The sequence below is a fragment of the Pseudomonas sp. MF08875 genome, assembly GCF_059862525.1.
This window is the reverse complement of the sequence record NZ_JCBCUW010000002.1, coordinates 90,594-102,929: the sequence shown is the minus strand read 5'-3', so window position 1 is coordinate 102,929 and position 12,336 is coordinate 90,594. Positions and strand designations below refer to the sequence as shown.

The window sequence follows — 12,336 nt, the reverse complement described above, 5'->3', positions numbered from 1 at the left end:
GCGCCATCACACAGGATGAAAGAGTCCTTTTCATGGTTCCGATTCCCTTCAGGAGTGTGCTTTCAAAGCGAGGATTCGAGAGCGTTCCAGCCAGCCCTCCTCGCCCTCGGGAACGAGTTCGATGACCTCCACATGCCGCTCACCCACGGCCACCACCCGCCCGTCGTTGCGGCCCAGGTAGTCGCCCACCTTCAATCGGTGTACACCGCCCGGCCCACGTAGCAGCACAAAAGACGCACCCGCGTTGGAGAGCGTGCCGACCATTTCGAACTGCTCCAGAGCAAAGCCTTCCAAAAAGTGCTTTCCCCGCGTCGGATCAGGCTGTACCTGCGCGCGCGCCACCGCTGGGCGCGGCACCAGCTCCACAGCCGAAGAGCGGAAGGGGTCGCGCAACCCCGCGGCCTTATAGATGAAGGCTGGCCCAACGTCCGGCAACGCAGCAGGCTCAATGGTCGATGGCAGGCTAAGTGTGCTGGTAGCCGAGCTGGCAACCTGCTCGGCGCTGTCGCTGCTGCAACCGGAGATTGCCGCCAGCACACTGGCCATCCATAGGCCGCGGTTCATGGCTGCTGCTCCGCCGGGTCGTAGCTGTAAGTCCGGGCCTGCAACGCCATGCGCAGCGGCGACTCGCTGCCGACCACCACAGGGCCGATCTGGAAGTCATGCAAGGTGACGATTCGCGGCAACGCGCCCAAACGGCTAACGAAGGTGGCGAGGTCGTGATAGGCGCCGATGACGACAACCTGCATCGGCAACTCGCGGTAAAACGCTTGCTCCACCGGCGCCAGCAGCTTGATTTCCTCAAACACCAAGCCGCTGCCAGTCGCCGTCCGGGTGATATCGTCCAGTAAATCCGGCACTTCGCTGCCCGCCGGGAGCTGGCGCAGCAACCCCTCGAAACTGTGCTGCATAAGCTGCATCTTCGCCTGGTACTGCTCCAGGTCCGCGGCCAGCCGCGTCTTGGCGGCGAGCCGCTCCTGCTGGCGTCGTTCATCCATGCGCAGCCGCTCAAGGTGTTGGCTCATGGGCTTAAGGTAGATGCCGTAGCCCAATGCCAGCACCAGGCACAGCAACAGGGCGACCGCCGCAACCTTGGCGATGGGCGGCCAGTCCCCCAGGTTGCTCAACGTCAGGTCGCCCGACCATTGCATCGCGTTCATTGCACTCCCCCCGCCACGCTCGGCCGAGCCTGGGCTACGGTCAGCTGGAAAGCCCCTAAATGCGCTTGCCCGCCGGTTGCCCGGATTTGTTCGAGGGTCGGCGCCTCGAACAAATCAGAGGCCGCAAGTTTGCGCATCAACTCGGCCAGTTGCGGGTTCGACTGACTGACCCCGACAATCGACAGGGTCTGGCCGCCCATGGCCACTTCGGTGAAGTACACACCGTCAACCAAGACGTGAACCAACTGCTCAAGTATCCGCCCGCCACGATGGCGGTCGCCCTGTAAACCCTGAATCACTCTCAGGCGCTCCATCGATACCTGGCGCTGAGCTTTGAGTTCATCGAACCGTGCAACCTGTTCGTCCAGCGTTGCGATTTGCCGGCCCAGCGCCAGGTTGCGTACCGACTGATGTCGGCTCGCGCTGTCGAGGTACTGGCCAACCAGCAGCACCACTGCCATAGCCCCCAGCATCGCGCCCAGCGCAATGACGATGAACTCCTTGCGCCGCGCCTGGCGACGGGCCTCGCGCCAGGGCAGAAAGTTAATCCTGGCCATCAGTCGAAACTCCGCATGGCCAACCCACAGGCCACCATCAGCGCCGGAGCATCAGTGGCTAGCGCGCAGGCATCGACCTGATCGCCCAGGGCCATGTCGTGAAACGGGTTGGCGACGAGCGCCGGCAGCCCCAACGTCTGCCCAACGCCTTGCACCAGCCCCCGATACGCTGCCATTTCGCCGGTTAACACCAAATGCTCGACCGCCGTGGCCTGATCGAGCGCCATAAACGCCTGCAACGCCCGGGAGACTTGCTGGCTCAGTTCAAGCTGGAAGTCCTCCACAGCCGCGCCACCCTGTGGGAAGGCCCCCAACAGCAGCTCGCGAACCTGGACGATGCGCCCCTCGCGGACCAGGCTCAAGGTCGTGGTGCTGATGCCTGCATCGACCACGGCGACGACACCCGGGTCATTAACCCCATCGAGCCGCGCCAACGCACGTTCCAGGGCATCGGTTTCGCTTTCCACCACCCGGGCCCGCAGGCCGGCCAGGGCCAGCAGCGCTTCGCGGGCCTGGACATCCGCCTTGCGGCAAGCGGCCAGCAACACCGACACCCGCCCGGGCTCAAGCGCGGGGCAGGTCAGGACTTCAAAGTCGATGGCGACGTCTTCAAGGGGATAGGGAATGTACTGCTCGGCTTCGAGCATGATCGCGGCCTGCATGTCCGCCTCGCCGAGGCCACTTTCCAGCTCCAGGGTTTTGCTGATGACCGCCGCGCCGCCCACGGCGCTGGCGCCCTCCTTCAAAGCGGTGCCAGCCTTGAGCAACAGCCGCGAGAGCACCTGGGCTGCGCCCTGGGTATCGAGCAGATTACGTTCGACCACCACGCCGGGGGGCAGTGGCTCGATGGCGTAGGCATCGAGCCGTAAACCGGTGCCGCAACGGCTCAGTTCCACCAGCCGTATAGAAGTGGCGCCGATATCAATACCCAGCAGCCTGCCGTTTTTATTGCCGAAGAGTCCTGGCACGATCATTTCCTTATGACGTTGTGGAGTTGGAGAAGTCGGTTAAAGGCGCGCCGTTCCATGGCCGCGCGGGCTGACAAGCGCAAATGACTGCGCCTGTCGAAAAATGCTTATAATGCCCAGCGTTTTTTCCGGTTTTTATCTCAAGCGTGAGTCGCCACAGTTTGGCGCTAATCACTCGACGCTCAATTCATTCTTTTCTCTGGAAATCCAAAAGCCTTGATTCGTCTGCTGAAGTTTTTCGGATGGTCGTTCGTCGCCGTCGTCTGCGCTCTGGTGCTGGGCCTGAGCGGCGCGTTTCTCTATCTTAGTCCCGGGTTGCCGTCGGTAGAGGCGCTGCGAAGTATCCAGTTGCAGATTCCCCTGCGGGTGTACAGCAGCGACAACAAGTTGATCGCAGAATTTGGCGAAATGCGCCGTACTCCGATCCTGTTCGCCGACATTCCCCCCAATTTCATCAATGCGTTACTAAGTGCTGAAGACGACAACTTCGCCAACCACCATGGCGTCGACCCCAGCAGCCTGATGCGCGCCGCCACCCAACTGGTCAAGAGCGGGCACATTCAGTCCGGCGGTAGCACCATCACCATGCAGGTGGCGAAAAACTTCTTCCTGACCAGCGAACGCAGCTTCTCGCGCAAAGCCACGGAAATCCTCCTGGCACTGCAGATCGAGCGGCAGCTGACCAAAGACGAGATCCTGGAGCTGTACGTCAACAAGATCTACCTGGGCAACCGCGCCTACGGGATCGAGGCGGCGGCGCAGGTGTATTACGGCAAATCGATCCGCGACGTCACCCTGGCGCAGATGGCGATGATCGCCGGCCTGCCCAAGGCCCCTTCGCGGTTCAACCCGCTGGCCAACCCGGCGCGCAGCAAGGAGCGCCGCGACTGGATCCTGGGGCGCATGTACAAACTGGGCAAGATCGATGAGGCGTCGTACCAGATCGCCCTGAACGAGCCACTCAACGCCAGCTATCACGTGCCCACGCCTGAAGTGAACGCGCCGTACATCGCCGAAATGGCCCGCGCCGAGATGGTCGGGCGCTACGGCAGCGACGCCTACACCGAAGGTTTTCGCGTAACCACCACGGTGCCGAGCAACCTGCAGGAAATGGCCAACACCGCCCTGCACGAAGGCTTGATGACCTACGACCAGCGCCACGGCTACCGTGGCCCGGAATCGCGCCTGCCAGGCAAGACCCGCGAAGCCTGGACCCTGGAGTTGACCAAGCAGCGCACCTTCAGCGGGCTTGAGCCGGCGATTGTCATCGAGGTCGAAAAAACCGGCCTGCAAGTGCTGACCCGCACCGGCCAGGCGCATGTGGCCTGGGACAGCATGAAGTGGGCGCGGCCCTTCCTGAACACCAACAGCATGGGCGCCAACCCGAAACAACCGGCGGACGTGGCCCAGGTCGGCGACTTGATCCGCGTGCAACGCCAGGCCGACGGGTCGCTGAAGTTCAGCCAGATCCCGGTCGCTCAAGGCGCGCTGGTGTCCCTGGACCCGCAAAACGGCGCGATCCGCTCGCTGGTCGGCGGTTTCGCCTTCGAGCAAAGCAACTACAATCGCGCCATCCAGGCCAAGCGCCAACCCGGCTCGAGCTTCAAGCCCTTCGTCTACAGCGCGGCCCTGGACAGCGGTTACACCGCCGCCAGCCTGGTCAACGATGCACCGATCGTGTTTGTCGATGAGTACCTGGACAAAGTCTGGCGCCCGAAAAACGACACCAACACCTTCCTCGGCCCGATCCGCATGCGCGAGGCGCTGTACAAGTCGCGCAACCTGGTGTCGATCCGCCTGCTGCAAAGCATGGGCGTGGGCCGCACCATCGACTACATCAGCAAGTTCGGCTTCAACAAGCAGGACCTGCCGCCCAACCTGTCCCTGGCCCTGGGCACCGCGACCCTAACGCCGATGGAAATCGCCACGGGCTGGAGCACCTTCGCCAATGGCGGCTACAAGATCACCCCGTTCATCATCGACAAGATCGAAAGCCGCAACGGCGAGAACCTGTTCACCGCCAACCCGGCCAGCGTCCCCGGCAACACCGCCGCCAGCGATGGCATCGCCGCGCCAGCCTCCGACAGCTTCACCATCGATGCCACCCCCGGCGAAGCCCCGGCGCCTGCAGTGCAGACCCCATTGGTGGCCGAGCGCATTGTCGATGGCCGCACCACCTACATCCTCACCAGCATGCTGCAAGACGTCATCAAACTCGGCACCGGCCGCCGCGCCCTGTCCCTGGGCCGCACCGACCTGGCGGGCAAGACCGGCACCACCAACGAGTCCAAGGACGCCTGGTTCTCCGGCTACAACGCCGATTACGTGACGACGGTGTGGACCGGTTTCGACCAGCCCGAAAGCCTCGGGCGCCGTGAGTACGGCGGCACCGTTGCGCTGCCGATCTGGATCAACTACATGGGCGCCGCCCTCAAGGGCAAGCCAGCCCACACCCAAAGCGAACCGGAAGGCATCCTCAGCCTGCGGGTAGACCCAGTCAGCGGCCGTGCCGCCTCACCCGGCACCCCCAACGCCTACTTCGAGCTGTTCAAGAGCGAAGACACCCCGCCCTCGGTCAACGAGCTAGGCGGCAGCGCCCCGGGCAGCCCGCTGCCGGCGGACGAGGCGGCGCCCATCGATCTGTTTTAAAACAGCAAGGAGCAGCGGCAAGCTTTTAGCTGCAAGCAACAGCGACGCAACCCGCTCTTACTTGCCGCTTGCCGCTAATAACTTGCAACTGCTCCCCCATAAAAAAACCCGGCTCAGAGGCCGGGTTTTTTTATGGTGCTGCTGTTAACCGTTAAAAACGTCATCGACGCTTTTGAGCGGGTAGTTCTTCGGGTACGGCAGGGTAGCTACACCGGTCTCGATCGCGGCCTTGGCCACGGCATCGGAGATCACGGTAATCAGGCGGGCATCCATTGGTTTGGGAATGATGTACTCACGCCCGAATTCCAACTTGATGCCGCCGTAGGCGTCGCACACTTCCTGTGGCACCGGCAGCTTGGCCAGTTCGCGCAGGGCGTTGGCGGCAGCTACTTTCATTTCTTCGTTGATGCGCTTGGCGCGAATGTCCAGGGCACCGCGGAAGATGAACGGGAAGCCCAGTACGTTGTTGACCTGGTTCGGGTAGTCCGAACGGCCGGTGGCCATGATGACGTCGTTACGGGTGGCGTGAGCCAGTTCCGGAGCGATTTCAGGGTCCGGGTTGGAGCATGCGAACACGATCGGGTTGGGCGCCATGCGCAGCAGGTTTTCAGCGCTCAGCAGGTTCGGACCCGACAGGCCAACGAACACGTCCGCGCCTTCCAGCGCGTCGGACAAGGTGCGTTTTTCGGTCGCGTGGGCGAATACCGCTTTGTACTGGTTCAGGTCATCGCGGCCGGAGTGGATCACGCCGGTACGGTCGACCATGAAGATGTTTTCGATCTGGGCACCCATGCTCACCAGCAACTTCATGCAGGAGATGGCGGCGGCGCCGGCGCCCAGGCAGACGATCTTGGCTTCAGGCAGGGTTTTGCCTGCGATTTCCAGGGCATTTATCATGCCGGCCGCGGTGACGATCGCGGTGCCGTGCTGGTCATCGTGAAACACTGGAATGTCGCACTGCTCGATCAGAGCACGTTCGATCTCAAAGCACTCCGGTGCCTTGATGTCTTCCAGGTTGATACCGCCGAAGGTAATGGAGATGCGCTTGACGGTATCGATGAAGGCCTGTGGGCTTTCGGAGTCGACTTCGATGTCGAAGACATCGATACCGGCAAAACGCTTGAACAGTACGCCCTTGCCTTCCATAACAGGCTTGGACGCCAGCGGGCCAAGGTTACCCAGGCCGAGAATCGCGGTGCCATCGGAAATGACTGCAACCAGATTGCCCTTGCCCGTGTACTTGTAGGCCAGCTCGGGATCACGCGCGATTTCACGCACAGGCTCCGCCACACCGGGGCTGTAGGCCAGCGACAGGTCGCGGGCGGTAGCAGTGGCTTTGGTGAGCTCGACACTCAGCTTTCCTGGACGAGGATGGGCGTGATATTCGAGAGCGGCAGTTTTCAAGTCAGACATAATCGGCATTCCGCTTTTACTGTTGGACGACGGATCGCCGAGGATACTCGCCTGCGAAAGTCCCTACAAGACTGCCCGGTCACCGGTGTCAAGAGCCCTAGGCTACGACTTTCGGCCAAGAGCCACGGAACACAAGGGCTACACTGTTCACAATCGACACCAAAAATGTCTACAACTTTCCGTTATTTACCTGCATCCAACATGCTTGGGTGCGTCAATGGCAGCAGCCAACGCGCCTGACCCGGCTGCAAACCGCCGCGCCGCGTGCGGTCGAGCACCCAGCCCCGAGCCTCTATTGACTGGCCTTTGAGGCGCTCGAGGGCGGCGACGTCGAACTGCTTGAGCAGATTGGGTGCAACGCGCAGCACAACCGAATCCTGCAACTGAATCCAAATTCCACCGCGATTACGCTCCACCGCACTCACCCGACCGCTGAGCACAGCGAACCCGGCCCGTGTGATCTGCTGCGCGTTGAGTACCGGTGACGGGCGCCACACCCCCAGGCCCGCTTGCCGGGCGTGGCGTTCTGCCGCTTGCTGGCAGGTGACTAAATCGATGTTGGGCGCCACCGCCACTTGGAACCCCAGGCCTTCGGCGAGCAATTGCGCTTCAAGGTTGGCGCCGCTGGCGCCATAGACATGGGCCAAGGTGCGGCCATAACGATCCTTACCCTCGCGCCCGGGGCGCAGCGCCACCCGGTTGCGGCTCTCGCGCACCAGGGTTTGCAGGCGTTGGCGGGCGGCAACCGCCAGGGGCTCGTCGGTGCGACCTTGCTTGCCCAGTTCCGGGGCATTAAGGCCGATCAGGCGTACGCTGCGGCCATCCTTGAGGCGCAGGGTGTCGCCATCGACCACCCGCTGCACCTCGACCTGGGTCAGCCCCTCGGGCGCAGGGCAGAAGGCCTGGGCGCCGGGGAGCCAAATCGCAGACATAAAAAAGGCGCCCGCGAGGGACGCCTTTTTCATCAGCGAGGAAAAGCCGCGAGGGCTTCCCAAGTTGATCGGCCTTAGGCCTTTTTCGCGCCAAAAGCACCGAAACGATCGGCGAAGCGCTGTACACGGCCGCCAGTATCCAGAGTCTTCTGCTTACCGGTGTAGAACGGGTGGCACTCGTTGCATACGTCAGTACCCAGTGGCTTGCACAGGTTCGAACGGGTTTCGAACTTGTTGCCGCAGCTGCAAGTTACTTCGATGGTTTCGTACGCTGGATGGATATCGGCTTTCATGGTGTTTCCTCGGGCTAGCGTGCCGCCGCACAACACTATTGTTGAACACCGCACGTAATTAGGCCGCGGATTCTACCAGACGAGCCTGATCGCGCAAGCGGTGCGAAGTGCTCCTCATCAGAAAATCCCCCCCCCCAGACAGGGGACACTGCACCGCCCGTCTGCTAGGCTCCGGGCCTTCTAAACATCTGCTTACCGAGAAACCCCCGCGTGCCCGACGCCATTTTGCGCCTCGCCCTGCCTTCGCCGCTGCGCCGCCTGTTTGACTACCGTGCCCCTGCGGGGGTGCTGCGGGCCCAATTGCAGCCGGGCATGCGCGTGCGCGTACCCTTCGGGCGCCGGGAGATGATCGGCATCCTGGTCGAAATCGCCGAGCACAGCGAAGTGCCCGCCGAGAAGCTCAAACCGGCGCTGGCCATCCTCGACGCCACGGCGCCGCTACCGCCGGCGCTGTTCAAGTTGTGCCTGTGGACCGCCCAGTATTACCAGCACAGCCTGGGCGACACCCTGAGCTGGGCGCTGCCGGTACTGCTGCGCCAGGGCGAACTGGCCGAGGCCCGCCAGGAGCGCTTCTGGTCAGTGGCCCCCGGTGCCCGCGCCGACGACCCGCGTATCGCCCGCGCGCCGCGCCAGCGCGAGGCCTTGGCGACCCTGGCCCAGCACCCCCACGGCGTGGCCCATCAACTGCTGAGCAAGTTAATGCTCAGCAAAGACAGCCTCGACCTGCTGCTGGCCAAGGAACTGGTGCAGGTAGAAATCCGCAAGCACGCCCCCGAAGCGCGCCACGAACATTGGCTGGCGCAACCGGAATTACCCCTCAACCCCGAGCAACGCGCCGCGTTCGAGGCCATCAGCGCCGGGGCGGACAGCTTCCACGCCTTTCTCCTGGCCGGGGTCACCGGCAGTGGCAAGACCGAAGTCTATTTGCAGTTGATCCGCGAAACCTTGGAGGCCGGCAAGCAAGCGCTGGTGCTGATCCCGGAAATCAACCTGGGCCCGCAGACCCTGGCGCGCTTCGAGCAGCGCTTCAATGCGCGCATTGCCCTGGTGCACTCGGCGGTCAACGACCGCGAACGCCTGGAGGCCTGGCTCGCCGCCCGCGACGGCGATGCCGACATTATTATCGGCACCCGTTCGGCACTGTTCACGCCGATGAAAAACCCGGGGCTGATTATCGTCGACGAAGAACACGACGGTTCCTATAAACAGCAGGAAGGCCTGCGCTACCACGCCCGCGACCTGGCCCTGGTGCGCGCGCGCCAGGAAAACATCCCCATCGTGCTCGGCTCCGCCACGCCCTCACTGGAAAGCCTGCACAACGCCTACATCGGCCGCTACGGCTTACTGCACCTCAACGAGCGCGCTGGCGGGGCGAAACAGCCGCGTTTCCTACGCCTTGACGTAAAAAGCCGCCCACTGGACAGCGGCATTTCCGGCCCCATGCAGCAAGCCATCGGCCAGACCCTGGCCGCCGGCCAGCAGGTGCTGGTGTTCCTCAACCGCCGCGGCTTTGCGCCAACGCTGCTGTGCCACGACTGCGGCTGGATGTCGGAATGCGATCGCTGCGACGCCCGCATGACCGTGCACCAACGCTCCGGCGAACTGCGTTGCCATCACTGCGGCCACGTCGAGCGCGTGCCGCGCCACTGCCCGCAATGCGGCAAAGTCGACCTGCGTCCCGTTGGCGCAGGCACTGAGCGCGCCGAGGAACGCCTGGGGATACTCTTCCCCGACTACCCAGTACTGCGGGTGGACCGCGACAGTACGTCGCGCAAGGACGCGATGAACCAGTTGTTCGCCACCATCCAGAAGGGCCAACCGTGCATCCTGGTGGGCACGCAAATGCTCGCCAAAGGCCATCACTTCCCCCGGGTGACCCTGGTGTCCATCCTCGACGCCGATGGCGGCCTGTTCTCCGGCGACTTCCGCGCCAGCGAGCGCATGGCCCAGTTGATCGTCCAGGTTGCGGGCCGTGCCGGGCGGGCCGAAGAGCCGGGCAAAGTCATCATCCAGACCCACCTGGCCGACCACCCGCTGCTGATCCAACTGACCGAACAAGGCTATTTCGCCTTTGCCGAACAAGCCCTGAGCGAACGCCGCGCCGCCGGCCTGCCGCCCTTCGCCCACCTCGCCCTGTTGCGCGCCGAGGCACACAAGCCTGGGCAGGCCGAGGCGTTCCTGGACGAAGCGTGCAGCGTGGCAGAAGAACTGTTGGCCCAATTGCAATTGGGCGGCATCGAACTGCTCGGCCCGGTGCCCGCGCCCATGGAGCGCCGCGCCGGGCGCTACCGCGCCCAATTGCTGCTGCAAGCCAGCGCCCGCGCGCCGCTGCATCGCTTGCTGGGCAGTTGGCTGCTGGCCCTGGAGCAGATGCCCAGCGGCCGGGCGGTACGCTGGTCGCTGGATGTGGACCCCGTCGACTTGTACTAACTTCAGCGGGGCCGGGCCCAGTGGCCAGCCACACGCTTGAAGTTAGCAGCACATCCGCGCTTACTGACCGCTTGCAGCTAGCCACTTGCCACTCAAACCCCTTTGCACGGTTGGCAAGCCCGCCCCGGCAACGGATAATGCCCAGTTTTTCCACCTGCGCACCGACGCGCCGCCGCTTGCGGTCGAAAGAGAAGACCATGAAAGACACCATTCGTCAGTTGATCCAACAAGCCCTCACCCAACTCGTCAATGAAGGTGTGTTGCCAGAAGGCCTGACGCCGGCGATCCAGGTGGAAAACTCCCGAGACAAGACCCACGGCGATTTCGCTAGCAACATCGCCATGATGCTGGCCAAGCCCGCGGGCATGAAGCCGCGCGACCTGGCGGAAAAAATCATCGCCGCGCTGCCCGCCGACGAGAACGTCAGCAAGACCGAAATCGCGGGCCCAGGCTTCCTCAATTTCTTCCAGAACACCCAAGCCCTGGCCGCACGCCTGGACGCGGCCCTGGCCGATGAAAAAATCGGCGTGCGCAAGGCCGGCCCGCTGCAACGCGTGGCCATCGACCTGTCGGCGCCGAACCTGGCCAAGGAAATGCACGTCGGCCACCTGCGCTCGACCATCATCGGCGACGGCGTGGCGCGCGTCCTGGAGTTCCTCGGCGACACCGTGATCCGCCAGAACCACGTGGGCGACTGGGGCACCCAGTTCGGCATGCTGATGGCCTACCTGGAAGAAAACCCGATCACCAGCGATGAGCTGTCGGACCTGGAAAACTTCTACCGCGCCGCGAAAAAACGCTTCGACGAATCCGAAGCGTTCGCCAACCGCGCTCGCGCCCTGGTGGTCAAGTTGCAGGCCGGCGACGCTGAGTGCCTGGCGCTGTGGTCGCGGTTCCGGGACATCTCCCTGGCCCACTGCCAGAAAATCTACGAACTGCTCAACGTCAAACTGACCATGGCCGACGTGATGGGCGAAAGCGCCTACAACGACGACCTCATCAACGTGGTCAACGACCTCAAGGTCAAGGGCCTGCTGGTGGAAAGCAACGGCGCGCAGTGCGTGTTCCTCGACCAGTTCAAGACCGCTGACGGCGAACCGCTGCCGGTCATCATCGTCAAGGCCGATGGCGGCTATCTGTACGCCACCACCGACCTCGCCGCCGTGCGCTACCGCAGCGGTGTGCTCAAGGCCGACCGCGCGCTGTACTTCGTCGACCAACGCCAGGCCCTGCACTTCCAGCAGGTGTTTGAAGTGGCGCGCCTGGCCGGTTTCGTGACCCACCCGATGGAAATGGAACACATGGGCTTCGGCACCATGAACGGTGCCGATGGCCGCCCCTTCAAGACCCGCGACGGCGGCACCGTCAAACTGATCGACCTGCTCACCGAAGCCCAGGACCGCGCTTACACCCTGGTCAAGGAAAAGAACCCAGAGCTGGCCGAGGACGAACTGCGCCACATCGCCCGCGTGGTGGGCATTGGCGCGGTGAAATACGCCGACCTGTCCAAGCACCGCACCAGCGACTACAGCTTCAACTTCGAGCAAATGCTCAACTTTGAAGGCAATACCGCGCCTTACCTGCTGTACGCCTACACCCGCGTCGCCGGGGTGTTCCGCAAACTGGGCAAGGATTTCAGCGAAGTGGACGGGCAGATCGTGCTGCAAGCTACCCACGAGCAGGAATTGGCCGCCAAACTCGCCCAGTTCGGCGAAGTACTCAACAATGTCTGCGACAAGGGCACGCCGCACACCCTGTGCGCCTACCTGTACGACGTGGCCGGCCTGTTCTCCAGTTTCTACGAGAACTGCCCGATCCTCGCCGCCGACACCCCGGCCCAGACGCAGAGCCGCTTGCGCCTGGCCGCCCTGACCGGCCGCACCCTCAAGCAAGGCCTGGAACTCTTGGGCCTGGAAACCCTGGAGCGCATGTAA

10 protein-coding genes are annotated in these 12,336 nt (G+C 63.3%); 3 read left to right on the top strand and 7 right to left on the bottom strand.

Annotated elements, in window-relative coordinates:
- Nucleotides 1-48: 48 nt before the first annotated feature.
- Genes AC19YT_RS01790 through pilM form a run of 4 tightly spaced genes read right to left on the bottom strand, consistent with a single transcriptional unit; the run spans nt 49 to nt 2,691 of the window.
- On the bottom strand, nt 49-564 hold the full coding sequence (locus AC19YT_RS01790) for a pilus assembly protein PilP (RefSeq protein ID WP_500597296.1): 516 nt from the start codon (nt 562-564) through the stop codon (nt 49-51).
- A complete protein-coding gene (locus AC19YT_RS01785) occupies nt 561-1,160 on the bottom strand; it encodes a type IV pilus inner membrane component PilO (RefSeq protein ID WP_095108901.1) in 600 nt (199 codons plus the stop codon). Before AC19YT_RS01785 ends, AC19YT_RS01790 begins: the two co-directional genes overlap by 4 nt.
- Nucleotides 1,157-1,717 (bottom strand): PilN domain-containing protein, encoded by a 561-nt coding sequence (locus tag AC19YT_RS01780; RefSeq protein ID WP_500609611.1) that lies wholly within the window; start codon nt 1,715-1,717, stop codon nt 1,157-1,159. Before AC19YT_RS01780 ends, AC19YT_RS01785 begins: the two co-directional genes overlap by 4 nt.
- The gene (gene pilM / locus AC19YT_RS01775) at nt 1,717-2,691 is read right to left on the bottom strand and encodes a type IV pilus assembly protein PilM (RefSeq protein WP_500609610.1); all 975 of its coding nucleotides are present in this window, start codon (nt 2,689-2,691) and stop codon (nt 1,717-1,719) included. The genes AC19YT_RS01780 and pilM overlap by 1 nt, the downstream gene beginning before the upstream one ends.
- 213 nt (nt 2,692-2,904) lie before the next feature.
- On the opposite strand from pilM, the gene AC19YT_RS01770 reads away from it, so the two are divergent.
- A complete protein-coding gene (locus AC19YT_RS01770; protein ID WP_500597338.1) occupies nt 2,905-5,334 on the top strand; it encodes a penicillin-binding protein 1A in 2,430 nt (809 codons plus the stop codon).
- A gap of 144 nt (nt 5,335-5,478) precedes the next feature.
- On the opposite strand, the gene AC19YT_RS01765 is transcribed toward AC19YT_RS01770, so the two are convergent.
- From AC19YT_RS01765 to rpmE, 3 genes are all read right to left on the bottom strand, one after another.
- On the bottom strand, nt 5,479-6,747 hold the full coding sequence (locus tag AC19YT_RS01765; RefSeq protein WP_500609609.1) for a malic enzyme-like NAD(P)-binding protein: 1,269 nt from the start codon (nt 6,745-6,747) through the stop codon (nt 5,479-5,481).
- A 182-nt stretch (nt 6,748-6,929) separates the two neighbouring features.
- Nucleotides 6,930-7,679, bottom strand: a complete 750-nt coding sequence (locus tag AC19YT_RS01760; protein WP_500597302.1) for a thermonuclease family protein — start codon at nt 7,677-7,679, stop codon at nt 6,930-6,932.
- Nucleotides 7,680-7,753: 74 nt separating this feature from the next.
- Nucleotides 7,754-7,972 carry a 50S ribosomal protein L31 gene (gene rpmE / locus AC19YT_RS01755; protein ID WP_010213765.1) on the bottom strand — a complete coding sequence of 73 codons (219 nt, stop codon included), beginning with the start codon at nt 7,970-7,972 and terminating at the stop codon, nt 7,754-7,756.
- A 210-nt stretch (nt 7,973-8,182) separates the two neighbouring features.
- Here rpmE and AC19YT_RS01750 point away from each other — a divergent pair, with 210 nt between their 5' ends.
- Both AC19YT_RS01750 and argS read left to right on the top strand, forming a co-directional pair.
- Complete coding sequence (locus AC19YT_RS01750) at nt 8,183-10,402, top strand: primosomal protein N' (protein WP_500597304.1); 2,220 nt, start codon at nt 8,183-8,185, stop codon at nt 10,400-10,402.
- A gap of 197 nt (nt 10,403-10,599) precedes the next feature.
- A complete protein-coding gene (gene argS, locus AC19YT_RS01745; RefSeq protein WP_500597306.1) occupies nt 10,600-12,336 on the top strand; it encodes an arginine--tRNA ligase in 1,737 nt (578 codons plus the stop codon).

Excerpts from the sequence above, each read along its gene's own strand:
- AC19YT_RS01790 (WP_500597296.1), bottom strand. The coding sequence starts at position 564 with ATGAACCGCGGCCTATGGATGGCCAGTGTGCTGGCGGCAATCTCCGGT.
- AC19YT_RS01785 (WP_095108901.1), bottom strand. The coding sequence starts at position 1,160 with ATGAACGCGATGCAATGGTCGGGCGACCTGACGTTGAGCAACCTGGGG.
- AC19YT_RS01780 (WP_500609611.1), bottom strand. The coding sequence starts at position 1,717 with ATGGCCAGGATTAACTTTCTGCCCTGGCGCGAGGCCCGTCGCCAGGCG.
- pilM (WP_500609610.1), bottom strand. The coding sequence starts at position 2,691 with ATGATCGTGCCAGGACTCTTCGGCAATAAAAACGGCAGGCTGCTGGGT.
- AC19YT_RS01765 (WP_500609609.1), bottom strand. The coding sequence starts at position 6,747 with ATGTCTGACTTGAAAACTGCCGCTCTCGAATATCACGCCCATCCTCGT.
- AC19YT_RS01760 (WP_500597302.1), bottom strand. The coding sequence starts at position 7,679 with ATGTCTGCGATTTGGCTCCCCGGCGCCCAGGCCTTCTGCCCTGCGCCC.
- rpmE (WP_010213765.1), bottom strand. The coding sequence starts at position 7,972 with ATGAAAGCCGATATCCATCCAGCGTACGAAACCATCGAAGTAACTTGC.
- argS (WP_500597306.1), top strand. The coding sequence starts at position 10,600 with ATGAAAGACACCATTCGTCAGTTGATCCAACAAGCCCTCACCCAACTC.